The sequence below is a fragment of the Blastopirellula marina DSM 3645 genome, from assembly GCF_000153105.1.
Lineage (GTDB): Bacteria > Planctomycetota > Planctomycetia > Pirellulales > Pirellulaceae > Blastopirellula > Blastopirellula marina.
On sequence record NZ_AANZ01000002.1, the window covers coordinates 54,279 to 73,727 of the forward strand.

13 protein-coding genes and 1 tRNA gene are annotated in these 19,449 nt (G+C 56.8%); 8 read left to right on the forward strand and 6 right to left on the reverse strand.

Features of this window, described 5'->3' with window-relative positions; all coding sequences use genetic code 11:
* Positions 1–17: 17 nt before the first annotated feature.
* Both DSM3645_RS00215 and DSM3645_RS00220 read right to left on the reverse strand, forming a co-directional pair.
* On the reverse strand, positions 18–1,709 hold the full coding sequence (locus DSM3645_RS00215; RefSeq protein WP_002649937.1) for an adenylate/guanylate cyclase domain-containing protein: 1,692 nt from the start codon (positions 1,707–1,709) through the stop codon (positions 18–20).
* A gap of 81 nt (positions 1,710–1,790) precedes the next feature.
* Complete coding sequence (locus DSM3645_RS00220; protein ID WP_002649938.1) at positions 1,791–2,213, reverse strand: DoxX family protein; 423 nt, start codon at positions 2,211–2,213, stop codon at positions 1,791–1,793.
* A 355-nt stretch (positions 2,214–2,568) separates the two neighbouring features.
* Here DSM3645_RS00220 and DSM3645_RS27420 point away from each other — a divergent pair, with 355 nt between their 5' ends.
* The 5 genes from DSM3645_RS27420 to DSM3645_RS00245 are packed head-to-tail and all read left to right on the forward strand — an operon-like array spanning position 2,569 to position 9,626.
* A complete protein-coding gene (locus DSM3645_RS27420; protein WP_002649940.1) occupies positions 2,569–5,835 on the forward strand; it encodes a PAS domain S-box protein in 3,267 nt (1,088 codons plus the stop codon).
* 7 nt (positions 5,836–5,842) lie between these two features.
* Positions 5,843–6,283, forward strand: coding sequence for a response regulator (locus DSM3645_RS00230; RefSeq protein ID WP_040351423.1), 441 nt, complete (start codon positions 5,843–5,845; stop codon positions 6,281–6,283).
* A 29-nt stretch (positions 6,284–6,312) separates the two neighbouring features.
* Positions 6,313–8,229 carry a PAS domain S-box protein gene (locus tag DSM3645_RS00235; RefSeq protein ID WP_002649942.1) on the forward strand — a complete coding sequence of 639 codons (1,917 nt, stop codon included), beginning with the start codon at positions 6,313–6,315 and terminating at the stop codon, positions 8,227–8,229.
* Entirely contained in the window at positions 8,198–8,845 is a 648-nt protein-coding gene (locus DSM3645_RS00240; protein ID WP_002649943.1) for a response regulator transcription factor, read from the forward strand. Before DSM3645_RS00235 ends, DSM3645_RS00240 begins: the two co-directional genes overlap by 32 nt.
* Positions 8,829–9,626 (forward strand): SAM-dependent methyltransferase, encoded by a 798-nt coding sequence (locus tag DSM3645_RS00245; protein ID WP_002649944.1) that lies wholly within the window; start codon positions 8,829–8,831, stop codon positions 9,624–9,626. The genes DSM3645_RS00240 and DSM3645_RS00245 overlap by 17 nt, the downstream gene beginning before the upstream one ends.
* Positions 9,627–10,147: 521 nt before the next feature.
* Here the strand turns inward: DSM3645_RS00245 and DSM3645_RS00250 are convergent.
* A tRNA-Arg gene (locus DSM3645_RS00250) sits at positions 10,148–10,221 on the reverse strand.
* 209 nt (positions 10,222–10,430) lie between these two features.
* Here DSM3645_RS00250 and DSM3645_RS00255 point away from each other — a divergent pair.
* Positions 10,431–11,120 (forward strand): FHA domain-containing protein, encoded by a 690-nt coding sequence (locus DSM3645_RS00255; protein WP_002649945.1) that lies wholly within the window; start codon positions 10,431–10,433, stop codon positions 11,118–11,120.
* 7 nt (positions 11,121–11,127) lie between these two features.
* Here DSM3645_RS00255 and DSM3645_RS00260 read toward each other — a convergent pair whose 3' ends face one another.
* Complete coding sequence (locus DSM3645_RS00260) at positions 11,128–13,623, reverse strand: heavy metal translocating P-type ATPase (RefSeq protein ID WP_002649946.1); 2,496 nt, start codon at positions 13,621–13,623, stop codon at positions 11,128–11,130.
* Between the two features lie 174 nt (positions 13,624–13,797).
* Positions 13,798–16,416 (reverse strand): amidohydrolase family protein, encoded by a 2,619-nt coding sequence (locus tag DSM3645_RS00265; protein ID WP_002649947.1) that lies wholly within the window; start codon positions 16,414–16,416, stop codon positions 13,798–13,800.
* A 261-nt stretch (positions 16,417–16,677) separates the two neighbouring features.
* Between DSM3645_RS00265 and DSM3645_RS00270 the strand changes: the two genes are divergently transcribed.
* The gene (locus DSM3645_RS00270) at positions 16,678–17,673 is read left to right on the forward strand and encodes a DUF481 domain-containing protein (protein ID WP_002649948.1); all 996 of its coding nucleotides are present in this window, start codon (positions 16,678–16,680) and stop codon (positions 17,671–17,673) included.
* A 121-nt stretch (positions 17,674–17,794) separates the two neighbouring features.
* On the opposite strand, the gene DSM3645_RS00275 is transcribed toward DSM3645_RS00270, so the two are convergent.
* Positions 17,795–17,995 (reverse strand): hypothetical protein, encoded by a 201-nt coding sequence (locus tag DSM3645_RS00275; protein ID WP_002649949.1) that lies wholly within the window; start codon positions 17,993–17,995, stop codon positions 17,795–17,797.
* Positions 17,996–18,490: 495 nt separating this feature from the next.
* Here DSM3645_RS00275 and DSM3645_RS00280 point away from each other — a divergent pair, with 495 nt between their 5' ends.
* Positions 18,491–19,414, forward strand: coding sequence for a hypothetical protein (locus DSM3645_RS00280; protein WP_131282051.1), 924 nt, complete (start codon positions 18,491–18,493; stop codon positions 19,412–19,414).
* Positions 19,415–19,449: the final 35 nt, after the last annotated feature.

Below are 19,449 nucleotides of genomic sequence, written 5' to 3' on the forward strand. Positions count from 1 at the left end.
TTCCAAGTCGAGCTTGGTTACTTGCGCTCGATCGGCAGCGCGCCGTTCCATGCTTCGCCGGGGGACTCGCCGATTTGGGCGATGTAGGCTTCGATCAATTGCCGTAGCGGGTGTCCTGCGCCGGTGCGACGAAACGCTTCGAGCGAAGATGTCCAATCTCCCCGATTAAACGCTTTGAGCGCCGGCTCTAGTTCGGCAAATTTGGCGGGAGAATCAGAGGAGGAAAGCGCATAAACTGTCGTCGCTTGCTCCATTCCCGCCGGCTGCACTTTCAGCAAGCGTTCGAAACGGAGGTCTGCGCAACCGGCAGCGAGAGCGGTCGCTTCATCGACCAGCACCGGAGATGCGAACTGCTTACTGAGACTCTCCAGCCGCGAGGCCAGATTCACCGGTGGGCCCAACGTCGTCACCTTCACTTGATCCTGGCTGCCGATCTTGCCGGCGACGGCGCTGCCCGAAGCGATTCCGATCCCCACGCGATAGCGACCATCACGATCGGCCGCATCGAGAATTTGCAGCGCCGCGCGACACGCGGCCGCCGCGTCATCCTCTTTCGCGACCGGCCAACCCCAAAACCCCATCACGGCGTCCCCATGAAAGTCGCCGATCACGCCGCCGTGATCCAGGATCGCTGCGGTCATCATGCCGATCGCGTCGCTCACTTCGTCCAACAGTTGCAAGAGACGATCACGTTGAAGCTCGGTGCGCCGACTAAAACCACGCAGATCGCAAAACAAGACCGTGACATCAGCGATTCGCGGCTGCAGCAAACTCTCCCAATCATCCTGCGCTAGCAACTGCTGCAAACTGGGCGAAAAGAACTGGGCGAACGAAGTCTGCCGTTTTTGCAATTCGCGCGCGTTGAGCAAGTTTCCATAGGTAGCCGCCGCCAAGAGGGTGAACTTCAGGTCGTCTTGCAACGTCGCGACTTCGGTCGCTTGACCGGTCAAGCGCGGACTGACGCCCGAGACGTACAAGACGGCGGGAAGCGCTCCAATCGGAGCGCCCAGCGCCCACTCGGCATGGGGATCGACGGTGATCCCTTCCGCTTGCTCTTCCCCTTTTTCCCAGACATGAATCGTGCACTCGCGACTCTTGAGCGTCTGCAAGATCAACTTTGCGCTGGGCGTCATCGGCACGTTGTCGTCACGCAGATGGATCGCCGCCGTGATGATCGGATCCCCCCGCTTTTCAAAGATCGCCGCCCCTTTGGCATGCGGGATCCCTTTGAGAACTACTTCCAGCGTGCGCGCCGCCAACTGCTCGTCACTGGACGCGGCCGAAACTTCGCTCGCTAATTTTGAGATCGCGTCAATCCGTTCTCCGGCGACGCGAAAAGGGGCCGCTTGCAAACGGGCAGGCGCCAAAGTGACTTCCGCTTGCGGCCGCGGAGAGTCGATCGTCGCGTCGACTTCATGGGGCACGACATGAAATTCGGTTCGCCCAATCACGAAGTATTGCCGCGGCGCGACGTTCACCGATTCGGTCACGCGCCCTTCAAAAAAGATCGGATTGGCCGCCGTCGCCAGACGGCGGATATGAAGCACGCGTCCATCCCAGGTCGCTTCGGCATGTTGCGACGAGATCTTTCCATCCCACGGCGCCGCAAACGGCTCCGTTTTGCGGCCAATCAAAAAGGATCGGCCGACTTCCAGGGAACGACGTACGCGGCGATTCGATTGCGTGTCACGAACGAACAAGTCAAACATAGGGTCCCAGTCGCCGGAGAGGTGGAATAGGCTGACTGCGACTTAAGATACCAGATGCAACGCAAATTCGCCGCGCATGAATCAAGCGGCGGCTCGCTCTTCCAGGGTGGGCCAAAACTTGCGCCGCAGGATCGCATCGATCGAAAAGAGGCCTGGCCCCGTGAAGAGGAGGGTCGCAAAAGCGCCCATATAAATAAGGGCCCGCTCGCTTTCTTTCCAAGTATCGGCGTGATGCACCAAGAGCAGCGCGACCAGCATCGTGAAAACCAGTTGCAACGAAGCGAGCCGCGTCGCGAACCCGATCAGCAGAAATATCGGAAACACGATTTCAATGAAAATGGTTAAGTTCAAGCTATTGTTGACGCCGACGCCGAGCGGATCGTAGAAATTATCGGTCAATGCGTCGTAGCGTTGATATTTCCCCACCCCATGCAACAGCAGCATTGATAAGCCGAACGTCAAGCGAAGAATCAACAGGCCCACCGATGTGCAGATTTGGCGCATGACGTCTTTCCGTTGCAAAGGCGAGCTTCGCCGCCAAGTGGAGAACCGCCCAACCGCCCCACAAATAACCGGCCAGACCAACTCATCTACCACACGACGGCGCGTTGCCAGGCGAAGGGAAGCCGTTGCGCCATCGTTGGGAGAGATTTCGAGCGTCTTGCACCGGGTTGCACGAACTCTGCCGAATGGGGGATTTCGCCCACTTCGGGTGGAGTGAGTCGTCGTCGATAGACGACGGTACGATTACGCGGAAACAGGGCCGCGAGGAGATTTTGACGATTGTCTCCATTTAGCCGATAATCCGAGCAACTCGTATTCCAACTCCTGTCGTTCAACCTCTTTTCCGCACGTAAGCATGCCGCTGCTTCGTAAATATCTTTTGCTGGGGATTGTCCCTGCGCTTGTCGCAGTGGGGCTGACGATGCTGCTCAATTACATGATGACCCGGAGCTTAGTTCTGGAAGAGATTCAGCAGGTCCAGCAAACCGAGCTCCAACTCCAAATCGCCCGCATGGAAGGGTTCTTTCAAAATTACGTCGCAAGATTGGAAGCGATCGCCGCCGCTAAGGAAATTCAAGGGGGAAACCGCCAAGAGATCTTGCCGTACCTGATCGAGCAGCGGAAGTCGCTGGGAGATCAGATCGAAGGGATGTACTATGACGAGCTGAACGGCGACGTTTATGGAGTCGACGGCGCCCAGTTTAACGTTAGTGATCGCGAATATTTTGAGCGCGTCTTGTCAGGCGAAACCGTGATCTCGCGACTGCTGCAAAGTCGCGGATCGGGCGAAAACATCGTGCTCGTGTTAGTACCGACTTTTGATTTCGCCGGAAAGCAAATTGGCGCCGTCGGTTTGACCATCCTGGAAAGGCATTTGGTTCAGTACATCGAAAATGCGAATGTCTCTCATCAAGCGAAATTGTTGTTGATTGATTCCGACGCAAACGTGATCGCCGGGAACCTCAAGTCCCCTTCATCGCAACTGGAAGACCGCAGTTCGATTACCGATGCAAACGGGAACTCCAACACGGTGGTGATTGGAGAAGCGACCATTTCTGGCTGGTCGTTGGCGCTGATCTACCCTGACGATACGACCTTCTTGCCGATCTTTCGACGTCTTCGCTGGGCGCAGCTGGGAGGAGCCGGGATCGGCCTGGCGGTCGCGATCGCATTGGGTCTGCTCTTCACGAATCGGGCGCTTTCCCCGCTCAAGAAGATTACGGCCGCTCATGCACGATTCGCCCAGGGTGACAAAAGCGTTCGCTTACCGGAAGCAGATTTAAACGAATTCGCGCCGCTCGCGCAGTCGTTTAACTTTCTGGCCAGTCGACTGGCCGATGCGGAATTGGACCGAGCAAAGCATCTCACGGACGTGGAAGCGCGCGAAGCGCGTTTTCGCGCGCTTTTCGACGCCGCCGCCGACGCGTTGTTTTTGGTCGACGCCAACGCTCAAATCATCAACGTCAACGACGAAGCGTGCCGCAGTCTCGGTTACACGCGTGAAGAACTGTTGCAACTTCACTCGGATGACGTCGAAGTGAAGTGGAAGCGAGACCAGATCGTTGATCTGCACACGACGATTGTTGACAACACTTCGACGGCGCCGCTGCAAGGAAGACACCGCCGCAAAGATGGCACGGAATTTCCTGTAGAGGTGCGCATCGGTCGTTTCGTCGAAAATGGCCAACCCCTCTTTATCGCGATCGTTCGCAATGTCGAGCAGCGCTTACTGCACGAAGAGATGCTGCGACGCGAAAAGGCGATGCTGGAGCGAATCATGCAAGCGAGCGTCGCCGCGATCACGATCGTCGACGCGCATGACGCGACGCGATACGCAAATCGGCGCGCAATCGAACTACTGGCCCTGACGTCTGAAGCCAATGTCTTTCAGGAACCGACATGGCTTCGTTTCGACCTCAGCGGCAAACCGCTCGATAAGGATGACACCGCCTACGCGATCGTCAAACGGACCAATGCGCCGGTATCCGGCGTGCGATATATCCTAGAACGCGCCCCGGGAGATCGTCGCGTTCTGCATATCAATGGAGCGCCGCTACAAGATGAGCATGGCGAATTCGACGGCGCTGTCCTGGTTATTGATGACGTCACCGACGACTACGAAGCGGAACGCGCTCTGAAAGCGAGTGAGGATCGTTTTCAATTGGCCATCAGCGGAGCGCAACAAGGGATCTGGGAATGGGAGATCCTGGAGAACCGTTTTTTCTGGTCGGATCGGATGTTCGAGCTGTTTGGATTGCCGCCCGGCAGTGAGGCGCCGTCTCGCGCCAGCATGCGAGAACGGCTGCACCCAGAGGATCTGACGCGTGTCGAAGCGATGTTCGGCAAGTTCTTGGCGCGGGCGGGAAAGTTTGACGCCGAATGTCGCTTTCGCGTCGAATCGGGCGAATATCGCTGGTTCCGCATGTCGGGCGACGGCGTGTGGAATGAAGAGGGCGAAGCGGTCCGCCTGGCTGGCGCCATGGCCGATATCACCGCTCGAAAAGAGACGGAACGGATCGTACGCGAAAACGAAGAGCGTTATCGAGCGATCTTTGAGGCCGCCGTCAACGGCTTTTTTATCTACGCGCTGGATGGGACGCTCGTGGATGTCAATCCAACCGCGTGCCGCTTGCATGGGTATACCCGCGACGAAATGATGGAGATGAAGCCGCTAGATTTTATTCATCCCGACAGCCACCCCGTATTTCAAGACTTCTTAGAGACCATCGGCCAAGGCAATCGTTTTGAATCTGGGGCGATCGGCGTCCGCAAAGGGGGAGGAGTCTTCTACGCTCACGTGATTGGAGTCCCCTACTACGTGGGCGGTCGAACTTTGGCCCTCTCGACGGTCGTCGACGTCACCGAATCACGTCTGGCGATCAAAGAACGTGAAACGTTGATCACGACGCTGGAAGCGAAAAATACGGAACTAGAGCGATTTACCTATACCGTCTCGCATGATCTCAAATCTCCGCTCATAACGATCAAAGGATTTCTAGGGGCGCTGGCTCAAGATATTGATCGTAGCGATATGCCCGCGGTCGAAGAAGATATGCAGATCATCAGCGACGCGGCCGAAAAAATGAAGGACTTGTTAGACGATTTGTTAGAACTTTCGCGGATCGGTCGCGTCTGCAATCCCAGCGGATTTGTCGATGGGCGACAGATGATCGACGCCGTTTTGACATTTTTGGCCGGCACAATCGCCGAAAAACAGGTCAACATATCGGTCTCCTGCGATGACAGCCAGTTTTTTGGAGACCGGGTACGCCTGCAGGAAGTCCTGCAGAATCTTGTTGAAAATGCAATAAAATATGCGGAAGTGGGCGATCCGCGGGTCACAATTCAGTTGTCGTCCGATAAAGACAACACTACCTGCTGGGTGCGGGACAATGGTCCCGGCATCCCGGCTCATTTTCGCGACAAAATCTTTGGCTTGTTTGAAAAGCTCGATCCCCACTCAGACGGTACGGGTATCGGACTTGCAATCGCCAAACGAATCATTGAATTTCATCAAGGAGAAATCTGGGTCGAGGCGAATCCCGTAAAAGGCTCTTGCTTTTGTTTTCGCATTCCGCGCGATCCCAGTTCTTCCTTGATATCAACCGCTAGGTTAGGTTAAGGCAACAATGCAAGGACGACCCATTAAAGTATTGCTAGTGGAAGACAACGCCGCGCATGCGAAGCTTGTCATGCGGAGCTTCCGGGAGCATGCCGTCGCCAACGAGATCGTCCATGTCGACAACGGCGAGTCGGCTCTGGAGTACATGTTTCAAATCGGCCAATATCAAAACGTGGAAACGCTTCCCGATCTGGTTCTGCTCGATTTACGCCTGCCGAAATATGATGGGCTGCACGTCTTAAGCGAGATCAAAAAGAATCCCTCGACGTCGAGCATTCCGGTCGTGGTATTGACGACCAGCGACGCCGAAGCCGACGTCAATCAGGCCTATGGTCACCATGTAAACAGCTACTTAGTGAAGCCGATCGACTTTATCGAGTTCTCAAAAATGCTGAGCGATCTGGGCTTCTATTGGTTAGTTTGGAATGAGTCGCCCAAACGGCGATAGATGGAATCTCGTTGCAAGAGGTAAGATCTGTGCCCGACGAATACCGCATCTTGATCATCGAGGATGAACGCTCCCATGCGATTCTGATGAGTCGGGCGTTTAACACGTTCTCGACGCAATTCGAAGTGATCATCGCGGCGTCGCTAGAAGAGGCTCGCAACGAAATCGCCCAACGCTGTCCCGATCTGGCGCTGGTCGATAATATGCTGCCCGATGGTCGCGGCGTCGAGATGTTGTCGCATCGTCGCCCTGAAGACCAGCAGTTTCCGATCGTCGTCATGACCAGCTACGGCGACGAGCGAACGGCGGTCGAAGCGCTGAAGCGCGGTGCGATTGATTATGTAGTGAAGACCGAGCATTTCTTTTCAGAACTGCCGCGTATCGCCGAACGCGCCATTCGCCAATGGCAATTGATCTGCGACAAACGCGACGCCGAGTTGGCGCTGCGGAACAGCGAACGCCGCTATCGAGCGCTGGTCGACAACTCGCCGGTGCCGATCTTGGTCCATAGCATGGAAAAAGTCGTGCTGGCCAACGAAAAAGCGGTCGAGTGCCTGGGTGCGACGACCGACAGCGATCTCATTGGACGCCCGATCGAAGATTTTATTGTGCCGGACGAGCGTGAATTTGTTCGCGGGCGGATTGCGCTGCTGTATTCCGGCCAATCGACCGCTGCGGCCGAACAGCACATGCTGCGCGTTGACGGCAGCATTATCGACGTCTCCGTCGCCGGAACGCCGATCGACTATCATGGAAATCCCGCTTGTCAGATTGTTTTTCTCGACATTACCGAACGTAAACGGGCCGAACTTGCGCTGCGCGTGCGGGATCGCGCGATCGCTTCGGCGACCAACGGAGTCTTCATTGTCGGGCTGTCCGAAGTCGAACCCAAGATCGTGTACGGCAACCCGGCCCTCGAAGCGATGCTCGGCGTCGCGCCTGGCAAGCTGGAAGGAGAGAGTCTTGATTTCTTTCGGGCCGATCCGCGCGAAGCCGACCAGTTGCAGCAATTGCAAAGTGGAATTCGTCAAGGAATCGCGATGCAAGAGACGCTTCGTCTGGCTCGCGCCGAAGGAGAGTTCGGTTGGTGCGAAATCTCCATTGCGCCGGTTCGTGATGAAAAAGGAATCGCGACGCATGTGGTCGGCGTGGTGAATGACATTTCGGAAAAAATCCGTGCCGATGACGAATTGCGGCGCCGCAACATGGAACTGGCCCACGTCGCACGGCTTAGCACGCTGGGTGAAATCGTGGCCGGTATTGCGCACGAAGTGAATCAGCCGCTCTATGCGATCTCCAACTACGGCAGCACCTGCGCCAATCTGTTAAAATCGGAACGCGGAGATCGCGAGCAGAACATCGCTCATTGCATTGGCCGCATCGTGGATCAAGCGACACGCGCCGGCGAAATCATTCGCCGCTTGCGCAATTTCGCGAGCCGCACCGAGCCGAAGCTGGAAAATCGGGAAATTCACGAGTTGATTCATGACTCGGTCGAATTGATCGCTCCCATGATCCGAGACAACGACGTATTTGTCCGGTACGATTTGCCGGATCAAATGCCGACGGTCGACGTCGATGCGATTCAGATTCAACAGGTTCTGATTAATCTGGTCACCAACGCCTGTGAAGCGATGAAATCGGTGCCGGGACATCGGATCGTATATATTAGCGCGCAAGTCAAAGCGGAGATGGTCGAGCTTGGCGTGCGAGATTCAGGGCCCGGTCTTCCCGGCGAGGTCGACATTTTTGAAGCTTTCCGCACGACAAAAGATGGCGGAATGGGAATGGGTTTAGCAATTTCTCGCTCGATCGTCGAGCTTCATGGCGGTAAGATTTGGTGCCAGCCTTCCAACGAAGGAGCGGAGTTCCGTTTTACATTGCCGATCGCAACTGAAGGTACGGAAGTAGAAAATGCCCTCGACACCAACCGTGTTCATCATTGATGACGATCCCGCCGCGCGCGAATCGATTGGGATGCTGATTGATTCGCTGGGATTAAAGACCGAGCAATTTTCGTCTGCCGAAGAGTTCCTCGCCACCTTTTCCGCCGACCGTTGCGGCTGCGTCATTACCGACGTTCGCATGCTCGGTCTGAGTGGAGTGGAGTTGCAGGAACGCTTGCTGACGGTCGGCTACCGGATCCCGGTCATATTGATCACGGCGCACGCAAATACCCAAACAACGGTCCGCGCCATGCGCAACGGCGCCGTGACCTTTCTAGAAAAGCCCTGCAAAGAGCAAGAGATTGTCGATGCGGTGAACGAAGCGATCGGACTGGACGCCAAATGGCGCGCCGAAGACATCGACAAGGAAGAGGCCGAAAAGCTCTTCCAGACCTGCACCGAAGGAGAAAAGGACGTCATGAAACTGATGGTCCAAGGCAAAGCGAACAAAGTGATCGCTCGCCGCTTGGATGTCAGCTTGCGAACCGTCGAAGCGCGGCGTCATAACGTCTTCAAAAAAATGGGGGTCGACAACGTTCCCGATCTGGTCCGCCTGGCGATTCGCCTAGAGCAAAATATCGAATCAAGCGGCGGTGAGGATGACGAAGCCGAATAGGCGTTCCTCGGTCGAGTGCTACGACTATCCGCAGTATTGGGACCTCGCATTTCGCGACGAAACGTTATTTGAAGCCGACTTTGTTGAGTCGGCCGCCGAAAAATACGCGCAAATCCCGCTGCAAACCATCCTGGAGCCTGGCTGCGGCGGCGGTCGCTTAATGGTCGAACTGGCCAAACGCGGCTACCACGTCACCGGGTTCGATCTCAGCCAACCGTCAGTCCGCTACGTGCAACAGCGCTTGCGACGTCGCAAGCTGCCAGGCGAAGTCTTTGTCGGCGACATGACCGACTTTGCGCTGGCCAAGCCGGTCGATTGCGTCGTCAATTTGGTCAATACGTTTCGCCACTTAACGACCGAACAAGCGGCGCTGGCGCATTTGCAACAAGTTGCGGCGGTCCTCAAGCCGGGAGGAATCTTCCTGCTCGGCTTTCACCTGATCCCGCTCGACGCCGATCCCGACTGCACCGAGCGATCGACCGCTCGGCATGGTCCAACCAAAGTGACGCTGACCCTGCGCGTCGTCGATTTCAACCGCCGCCAGCGACTCGAACGCATCCGCTTCAATCTGCGTGTGAAAAGCGGCCAGCGAGACCTAAAGCTGCAATCCGAGTACGACTATCGGCTCTATACCCACAAGCAGTTTCTGAGCTTATTGGCCAAGGTCCCCGAGCTAAAACTCTGCGAGACGTACGACTTCAATTACGACATTGACGACCCGGTCCCGCTGGATGCTCAGTTGTCGGATGCGGTGTTCGTACTGCGGAAACAGGGCGGCTAAGACAATCGCCGAATGCAACTCGTCGCGAGCCCGATTTTAATGCGCAACCGATTTAGATAACCGCACTTCGCGCCAATCGTGCCAATCTATTTTGACGCTTTCCATTTCATGGAAATATTAGGCCCATTATTTTAATGAGCGCGTTGTTCTGTTCCTCAGCTTTCCGTTTGCTGGCAAAGCGGCGGTCATTTCCAGCCCTGGCCGTATTTCAGCGACATCCTCGAAAATGAGCTTGAGGAAACCTGCTCCGCAAGCGTCGAGAGAACTACTCCAAGAGCAGGAATCACGCATGGGAAAGTTGGTCGCCCAGCCGCAATGAAACAAACGAGGGATGGAATAGAAAGATGCGATCAACGCGCTAGTCGCTCATCGATTACTGCGGCCAGCCCAGCAATATTTTGAATCGCCTACATCAAAATTGGCGCTGAATTCGTGCGACGACGATTGGGCGTCGGAAGTCGCTGACTTGCCGCGAAACGCTCGCAGGTCCCTGCTTCCCCAGAAAAACAGGGAAAAGAAAGTGCGGATGGAGGGATTCGAACCCCCAACCCTCGGTTTCGAAGACCGATGCTCTATCCAATTGAGCTACATCCGCGATTCACGGCCTTTTCGGCCGGCAGCTGCGCATCTGCTGAGCGTCACCCAGCGTGCAGCACCGCAAATAATACCATTTTGCCCGCTCGCAGCAATGGCGCCAGCACCGCCCAACGGCTGATTCAGTGCTATACTCGTCACCAAGGCCGGCTTGCGCAATAATAGAGGGCTTTCCTGGAATTGAGTTCACGGGCGCAGTAAATTCTTATCATGGCGCTGGTTACATTACGAATCATCGACGGCGCGGACCGCGGTTCGGTGTTTGATCAATTGGAAACTCCGGTGACCATCGGCCGCGAAGAGGGGAACACCCTCCAGTTGAAGGACGAGCGGGTCAGCCGGTTCCATATCAAGATCCAGGAAGATCACGGCAAAGTGGTTCTGGCCGATCTCGAAAGCACCAACGGCACCCGGGTCAACGGCGAAGATATTCACCTGCGCATTCTCCGATACGGCGACATGATTCATGTCGGCCGCTCGGTCATCCTGTACGGCTCCGAAGACGAAATTGCCGATCGACTCGCCCAGTTGCGGATGCAACGCCAAAAAGAACGGGGCGAAGAAGAGCAGACGCAAGGTCCGCAATCCCCCAGCGACAGCGCCTCGTCGCTCGAATTTGAGTTGAATTGGAACAACCAGGAAGAAGACCTCCAGGCCGCGATCTACTCGCTGGAGCCGCCCGAGTTGCCTGAGCGCCTCAGTCCGGCCCAAGCGGCGCAGCTGGCCGAACTGTTGGAGTATGTCCACATTCGTATCCGCCATCTGCTGCTCTCGGTCGAAGTGAACGAAGCGGCCGAAAAGGTGGCGTTGGATACGCGCGAATGGCAAAATCTGCTCGACCTGCAGGCCCGCATCTCGGTCCTCCTCCGCCGCATCGGCGATCCCGATCCCGGCGAGTAACGCCGCGCTAGTCCAGCTTCACGCTTCTCAGTCGCAACGAATTCGCGATCACTGAGACCGAGCTAAAGCTCATCGCTGCGGCGGCGATCATCGGATTGAGCAGCAGGTGATGCGAAATCGGATAGAGCACGCCGGCCGCGATCGGAATCCCGATCACGTTGTAGGCGAACGCGAAGAACAGATTCTGACGGATGTTCTGCATCGTGCGGCGACTTAGTTGGACGCTTCGGACGATTCCTCGCAGGTCTCCTTTGACCAGCGTCACGCCAGCCGATTCGATCGCAACATCCGATCCGGCGCCCATCGCGACGCCGACATCGGCCGCCGCGAGCGCCGGCGCATCGTTCACGCCGTCCCCGGCCATCGCGACGATGTAGCCTTCTTCCTTCAACTGGGTGACGCGTTGCTGTTTCTGTTCGGGGCGAACCTCGGCGGTAAAGTCGTCGATGCCCAACTGCTTGGCGACCGATGCGGCGGTCCGCTGGTTGTCGCCGGTGAGCATGATCACCTTCAGCCCCAGGTCATGTAATTGGCGGATCGCCTCGGGGGTCGAATCTTTAATCGGATCCGCGACGGCGACCAGGCCGGCCAGTTTGCCGTCGAGCGCGACGAACATCGCCGTCCGCCCTTGGGTCTGCAACTCAGCGACGCGATCGTTCAAAGCGCCGGCATTTTCGATCTTTCGCTCTTCCAGCAGTGAAGCGTTGCCGATCAGCACTTGGCGTCCTTCCACTTCGCCGCTGACCCCGCCGCCGGGAATCGAGTCAAACTTGGTGACGCTGGGCAGGTCAATTCCTTGCTCCTCGGCGCCGTCGACGATCGAGCGAGCTAGCGGATGTTCGCTGTTTTGTTCGACAGCGGCCGCCATGCGTAAGACTCCGCTGGGAGAGAGTTTTTCGAGCGCTTCAAATTCCGTCAGTTTCGGCTTGCCGGCCGTCAGCGTCCCGGTTTTGTCGACCACGATCGCGTTGACGCTTTCGAGTCGCTCCAGCACCTCCGCATCTTTGATCAGCACCCCTTCGGCCGCTCCACGCCCGACTCCGACCATGATCGACATCGGCGTCGCCAGCCCCAGCGCACAGGGACAAGCGATGATGAGCACCGCCACCGCGTTGACCAAAGCCCAGGCCAGCGCCGGCTCTTCCGGACGAGCGATCGCCCAGACCGCAAACGTGAGCAACGAAATCGCCAACACGGCCGGAACGAAGTAACCAGCGACTTGATCGGCGATGCGCTGAATCGGCGCACGGCTCCGCTGGGCGTTGGCGACCATATCGACGATATGTGACAACACGGTCTCTTCGCCCACTTTCTCCGCTTCCATCAAAAACGATCCGGTTCCGTTCACCGTGCCGCCGATCACTTCTTCGCCGGTCGACTTCTTCACGGGGTTCGGCTCGCCGGTCAGCATTGACTCGTCAACGCTGCTCTCTCCTTCGGTCACGCGCCCGTCGACGGGAATCTTTTCACCCGGACGCACACGCAGCAGATCACCGGCGTGCACTTCGTCGAGATCGACATCTTCTTCTTTGCCATCGGTCACGCGATGCGCGACCGGCGGAGCAAGGGCGATCAACTCGCGGATTGCGCCGCTTGTCTTTTTGCGCGCTCGAAGCTCTAAGACTTGCCCTAGCAGCACCAGCGCGATAATCACCGCAGCCGCTTCAAAATAAACTTCGACCTGGCCTTCATGTTTAAACGTGTCGGGGATCATGCCGGGCAGCAGCACGCCGAGCACGCTATACAAATAGGCGGCGCCGGTACCGACCGCGATCAGCGTGAACATGTTCAAATGACCGGTCAAAAACGAGCGACCCCCGCGTACGAAGAAAGGCCAACCGGCCCACAGTACGACCGGCGTGCTCAGCGCCAGTTGCACCCAGACATACGCCGAGCCGAGCCATTGATGAAAGGGAACGCCGACCATTGGCCCCATCGCCAGCACAAAGACCGGCAAGGCCAGCGCCGTGGCGATCCAGAACCGCAGCGTCATGTCATTCAGTTCGTCATTTTCGTGCTCGTCACTGTCGGCGGTGACATCTTTCTTCTCCAGATCCATTCCGCACTTGGGACATGAACCGGGATGATCCTGCTCCACCTCAGGGTGCATCGGGCAGGTATAGATCGTCTTCTTTTTGGCCTTGGCCGCCGTCGGATTCGGCTCCAGCGACATGCCGCACTTCGGGCAACTTCCCGGCTTGTCGCTTTCGACGCCCGGACACATCGGACAGATGTACGCCGCGGTCGATTGCGGCGGAGATGATTTTTGAGGCGCGGCAGTCGACAGTTGTGTGAGTTGGTCGCCGTGAGCCGCGTGTTGCTGGTCATGTGCATGACAGCACGAATGCTCGGCGTCGTCCGCTTCTGGAGCATTCTCAGCGGACTTGGCCGCAAACTTGGTGCGACAGTGCTCGCTACAAAAGTAGAACGTCTCCCCATCACGCTCCAGACTGATGGCGTTGTTGGGATCGACATCCATTCCACAGATCGGATCTTTCGCCACTTTTGCGACTCCTTCAAAGTGATGCAGCTCTTCGGACTTTGTGCGCTGCGTCTATTGTTTCCGATGCAGCGACCAAAGGCGAGGTCGCACTCAACGGCAATATTACGAAAAAAGCCGAGACTTGCGTCTCGGCTTTCACCATATCATGTTCAACTCGCTTTTTCGGCAGATGCTTTAAAACGTCAAGCAGCAGGGGGGCGAAACAAGCGTTTCATAAAATCGCTCGGCCAGCGGAATCTTCACGGCGGTCGCGCGATCGTAGACCACTTTGCCGTCCACGATCACCGCGATCACATGCGTCGTCTGCTCCAGCGGATCGCCGTCGTACAGCACGATGTCGGCCACTTTGCCCGCTTCGAGACTTCCGAACCGGTCGTCCACCTTCAAGATCTTCGCCGCGTCAAGCGTCAACGCTTTCAAGGCGCGATCAAAGCCAAGTCCATGCGCGGCTGCGAGGCCCGCTTCTAGGCGAACGACAAACGTCTTGGGAACATAGCCTTCAAATCCGCTTCCCATCGCCATCGGAATGCCCTGCTCGGCCAGGTAGGCGGCGTTGGTCGTCAGCGTGTTGATCTTGCTCAGATCGCCGTTCTTCTGCTGCGTGGGGTGAACCAGGATCGGCACGCCAGCCGCTTTGATCGCTTCGGCCACGCGATACGCTTCGGTGGCCAGGCCCAACTGCAGATCAAAATGAAACTCGTCGGCCAATCGCAATGCGGTCTGTAGGTCATCGGCCCGATCGGCGACAAACAGCGCCGGCAATTTTTTGTCGAGCAAGTCGGCCAGCGGATCTTTCGACAGATCGGGATCGACCGACTCCCCCTTGTCGATCTTTTTTTGTCGATCTCGGCGATAGTTGCCGGCGTCGGACAACGTTTTGCGAATTCCGGCGGCGACGCCCATGCGCGTGTCGCCTCCTCCGTGCCCTTTGGCGGCGTGCCCAATGTTAAAGACCATCGCTTGCGGAAAGCGAACCGTCATCTCTTGGACGTCGGTTCCATGCGTACGGAACAGCCCTGACTGTCCAGCGATCACGTTCCGTCGGCCCGGGCAAGAATGAACCAGCGTGATGCCGTTGGCCAGCAGATGACGCAGCAGCGGTTCACTGGGGTTGAAGCCGTCGGTCGCGCGGACATCCGGATGCGACGCTCCCCCTTTTTCATTCGCTTCTTGATCGGCGTCAATGTTGACCATCCCCGACAGCGGCACCGAAGAGTAAGCGTCAATCAAGCCCGGCGTGATCGCACTCGCTTCGATCACCGCGACGTTTTTGGGAAACTTAAACCCTTTGCGGGGGCCGACATGCTCGATCTTGCCATCCTTCACATGAACGACCCCATTTTTGATCGCATCGCCCGAGACGGTAAGCACTAAGCCGGCGACAACGACAAACTCGGCCGCTTCTTTATCCGGCCGCTTGGCCGCTTTGGGCAGTTTGGGCGTCGGAAAAGCGGCGGTCGGCGGAGCGATTGGCTCATAGAAGGGAACTTCAGTCGAACCGGCCAACGCGAAGCCGCCGATCTGATAACGCTGCTGTTCGGCATCGTTCAAATCAAAGACGCACTCGCCGTCGATGTAGGTTTGCAGCACGCGCGTATAAATCCGGAACGGATCGCCGCTCAGCACGACAAAATCCGCGTCCTTCCCTTTTTCGAGACTACCGATCTTGTCCTCTAAGTGCATCGCCTGAGCGGCGTGCAGCGTCAGCGCCCGCAACGCAGTTTCTTCCGGCAGTCCGCCGCGAATCGCGGTCGCCGCGGTCCGCAGCAAGAAGCGGCTGTCGGTCACCGGGTCATCGGTGTTAATCACCACTTTGACGCCGGCCTCATTCAACATCGCCGCCGTCTCGTCGTACCACTCGACGGTTTCTGGTTTCCCGCCGGGACTATCGACGATCGTATGCGAAACGATCGCGCCAGACTGGGCGATCTGATCGATCACTTTGAACGCTTCGGTTCCGTGCTGGATGACCAGTTCGAAACCAAACTCCTCTTTCAAACGGAGCGTGGTCAGAATGTCGTCGGCGCGGTGGGTATGAAAATGAACGGTGCGGCGACCATCCAACACTTCCAGCAGCGGCTCCATCGCCAGATCAACCGTCGGCGGATCAGGCGTTTCGCCAGCGGCGAGCTTCTCACGATATTTTGACCATTTCTCGCGATACTGTTTCGCTTTCAAAAATTCGCTCCGCTGCAACGATGCGACCTTCATCCGCGTCGCCGGCGCTTGCCCGCGACCTCCGTAAACTCCTTTGGGGTTGTCGCCGTTGGCCATTTTGAGGCCGCCCAGATTCTCTGGCGTTGCTAGCGACATCGCCGTGGGACTGTGCCCGCTCAGTTTGATGTAGATCGTTTGGCCGCCGATCACGTTGGCGCTTCCCGGCATGATGTTAGCCGTCGTGACGCCGCCTGATTGGGCGATCCGAATGCCGGGATCAAACGGATTGAGCGAATCAAGCGCACGGACGATCGATTGGACCGGGCCAGAGACTTCGTTGGCGTCATTGCCGCTTCCAGGGCGGCCAAACATGCCGATGTGCGAATGCGTATCGACCAGACCTGGGATGATCACCTGGCCGGTCAGGTCGATCTCGGTCGCGTCCTGGGGGGTCTCAATTCGCTGGGAATCTCCCACCGCGACGATTTTTCCGCCGGAAACGACCAATGCGCCGGGATCATAGGTCTGGCCGGTCGCAGTCAGGATTTTGGCTCCCCGGTAAACGGTCGACTTATCGCCGCTGTACAAGCTTCCGGCCATTATCGCTAGCGCCAGCATCACGCCCCAAATCCGCATGGTCTACTCTCCCGGTGGTAATTCTTAAGTGCAACCGTCAATTGTAGTTCACGCCGTTGCGCGGCGCCTCCTCGGCGATTCGCTGACGGCATCGGCGTTGTCTGGTTTGCGGCAATTTTGTATAAGCCGACGCCCCGCTGTTTTTTTGGCGGCGGTCGAAAGCAGCGAAATACTGCAATTCGCGTACGGAAGACCATAAGCCCGCAGGCCCCGAGTTCTCTGCTTTACTGCGCAAAAGTCCCTGCAGAGATATTTAGACCCATGATTTTTCGATCCTTCGCAATCTCGACATGGCTGCTGGTCGCATGCATAGCGACCAATGCGTTAGCGCAGGATGCGTCCTACGCCCATTTCGACGGCTTCGACGCGTCTGCTCCGGCAGAGTCGCGTGAGGTTGATGTGGCGGCGATGTTCGTGGACGGCGACTTCGCACCTGCGACGCTGTGCAACTTCGAATACGAACCGATTCCGATCCCCGACATGCCAGAGCTCGATCCGGCCGATGGGGAGATCGAAGCCGAAACGATTGGTGATCCCGACTATGGATACTTGGGTTATGTCCCCGGTGGAGAGTTTGTCCATATCGACTATTGGTTTGGCCCGGCCAAGTGGGACAGCTCTTTCGAATTGGGAATCAACGGCCAGACCGGCAATACCGAGTCACTCAGCTTACGTTCTGGCGGCAAGATCAAACGAGAAGGCGCCGCGACCAAAACGTTGGTCGACATCATCTACGCGCGGACCAGCAACAACGGCAAGCGAACCCAAAACAATTCGCTGTTCAACGCCAAGATCGAGTGGCCGTTCGTCAACAAACGTTGGCACGTTTACGCCAAAAACGGCATGGAATATGACGAATTCAAAGACTTCGACCTGCGGCTTTGGATCAGCGGCGGTCTGGGCTATGAGGTGGTGAAAACGGTAGATACCGATCTGACGGTCGAACTCGGTTCTGGTTTCTCCCGAGAGTTTGGGAGCCCTGACGACGAGTACAAGCCGGAAGGTGCGATGACCGTGTTCATCGACCATGCGTTCAACAAACGTCATTCGGTCGAAGGGAAGTACGAATACTATCCCGAATGGGAAGACTTTGGCGAGTACCGCAGCATCTCCGACATCGGCTACAAGATCCTGCTGGACGAAGCCGCCAACCTCAGCTTGAAATTTGGCGTGATCAATCGTTTCGATAGCACGCCGGGCGTCGACAAAAAGAAGAACGACACCAACTATTCCATCTTGATTATCTGGAAGCTGTAAGTCAGCGCCGCATTGTCGCTGCGGAAAATTCGCGGCCTGCGGATCAGGAAAGCTGTGCCGGCTGCTCAAAAGCTGCCGGCGCCTGATTCTAAGGGAGAGATTTGATTCTCCGCGGATTCGATTAGCGTTCTTGGCGAATCGCTTTACCGAGCGAGTTCTTGGTCACAAAGGACGCATACTGCAGTTCCAGATCGAGCAGATGCTGGTCCATCCAAGCATCGATTTGTGCGATCGTTTCCGGCTCGGCGACAATTTTGGTTTCGGCGACCATCGAAGTGGTCGAATTGCGAACTTCAGGATAGATCTTGCTGAACGATTTCATGGCGCTGGCCTCCTGAATAGGTATTCGCGTTCGATGCTAACTCATTAGTTCTACTGTCAGCACAATTCTGGACAGTGCAACCGGTGGACCATGTTCGCAGGTATTTTCCGCAACTGGCTCTTTTTGGGCCGCAACTCTCGAATTGATAAGCACTTCTGCATTTTCAAGTAAGCTCTACCGCTGACCGCCGGCGGGATCAACTGTGCCCAAAAGACAACAATGTGCCATTTTGGTCAACATCGAACGCTGCGATTTGCGGCGACTTCGGAGCCAGCGAGATCGTTCTACGGCCAGAATCAGCCATTCTGGCGACCGGTAGTGATCCAAACGATTATTCCTGCTTGTGGGGGAAGACGCCGATTCGCTATACGCACCCTCTTGGCGACTCGCATTGATTTTGGCGATTTTTTTTCAGGATCTTCTCGTTTCCTCCAATATCCTCTCAACCGCTGCGAAGACTTCCTTATGTCGGGCGTTTTTTTTCCGGAGCAGGGAATGAGCGAAACCACAAACCACGCTTGCTTGCACAATCGCTGCCGGCAGCTCCGCAGTCACTGGGAGGGTATTTCGATGTTTAAGAAGATGATTCTTGTGGGCGCCGGTTCCGCTATGGCGCTCGGACTTCTGTTTGGCCGCGACGCGATGAGCTACGTGGCCACCAGCTATGGTCGGCTTCATGACCAGGTCAAACAAAACGTGCCGATTGAGTTTGAACTCGATCGCGCCCACCGGATGATCAATGATCTGACTCCGGAAATTCGCAGCAACATGCATCTGATCGCCAAGGAAGAGGTCGATGTCGATAAGCTGGCGCGCCAAGTCGCCAAGTTGAACGAAGGCCTCGCCCAGGACAAGCGAGAAGTTCTGCGGCTGAAAGCGGATCTGGATGACGGGTCGCAGACCTATCAATACGCCAGCCATCGCTATAGTCGCGATCAAGTGAAGGCCGACCTGGCCGGTCGCTTCGAACGCTTCAAAACGCAGGATGCGACCCGCGAAAAACTGGACAGCATCTTGCGTGCTCGACAGAAGGGACTCGACGCCGCTCGGGCCAAGCTCGACGGCATGTTGGTCGCCAAACGACAACTGGAGGTCGATGTCGAGAATCTGGAAGCTCGGCTGAAAATGGTCGAAGTCGCTCAGACGACCAGCAGTTTCAAGTTTGACGACAGCCAACTGTCGCGCACCGAAAAATTGCTGGAAGATATCCAAACGCGAATCGAAGTCGCCGAGAAGCTCGTCTCCTCGGAAGGGTACTTTGCCGACGAGATTCAACTGGATGAAGTCGAAGTGAAGGACGTTTCGGACGAAGTCGCGACCTATTTCTCGTCGGGACAAGACGAGGAAATCGCGGTCGACCAACGCGTTCCGGCGATCGAGTTGACCAGCAAAAAGTCGCTCGAACCGAGCCTGAACTAACGATTCTGCGGGTAACGGCAATAACCGGCTGTCAC

Coding starts and splice junctions, on each gene's coding strand:
- DSM3645_RS00265 (WP_002649947.1), bottom strand. CDS start 16,416: ATGCGGATTTGGGGCGTGATGCTGGCGCTAGCGATAATGGCCGGAAGC.
- DSM3645_RS00215 (WP_002649937.1), bottom strand. CDS start 1,709: ATGTTTGACTTGTTCGTTCGTGACACGCAATCGAATCGCCGCGTACGT.
- DSM3645_RS00240 (WP_002649943.1), top strand. CDS start 8,198: ATGCCCTCGACACCAACCGTGTTCATCATTGATGACGATCCCGCCGCG.
- DSM3645_RS00275 (WP_002649949.1), bottom strand. CDS start 17,995: ATGAAATCGTTCAGCAAGATCTATCCTGAAGTTCGCAATTCGACCACT.
- DSM3645_RS00230 (WP_040351423.1), top strand. CDS start 5,843: ATGCAAGGACGACCCATTAAAGTATTGCTAGTGGAAGACAACGCCGCG.
- DSM3645_RS27420 (WP_002649940.1), top strand. CDS start 2,569: ATGCCGCTGCTTCGTAAATATCTTTTGCTGGGGATTGTCCCTGCGCTT.
- DSM3645_RS00280 (WP_131282051.1), top strand. CDS start 18,491: ATGAGCGAAACCACAAACCACGCTTGCTTGCACAATCGCTGCCGGCAG.
- DSM3645_RS00270 (WP_002649948.1), top strand. CDS start 16,678: ATGATTTTTCGATCCTTCGCAATCTCGACATGGCTGCTGGTCGCATGC.
- DSM3645_RS00255 (WP_002649945.1), top strand. CDS start 10,431: ATGGCGCTGGTTACATTACGAATCATCGACGGCGCGGACCGCGGTTCG.
- DSM3645_RS00245 (WP_002649944.1), top strand. CDS start 8,829: ATGACGAAGCCGAATAGGCGTTCCTCGGTCGAGTGCTACGACTATCCG.
- DSM3645_RS00220 (WP_002649938.1), bottom strand. CDS start 2,213: ATGCGCCAAATCTGCACATCGGTGGGCCTGTTGATTCTTCGCTTGACG.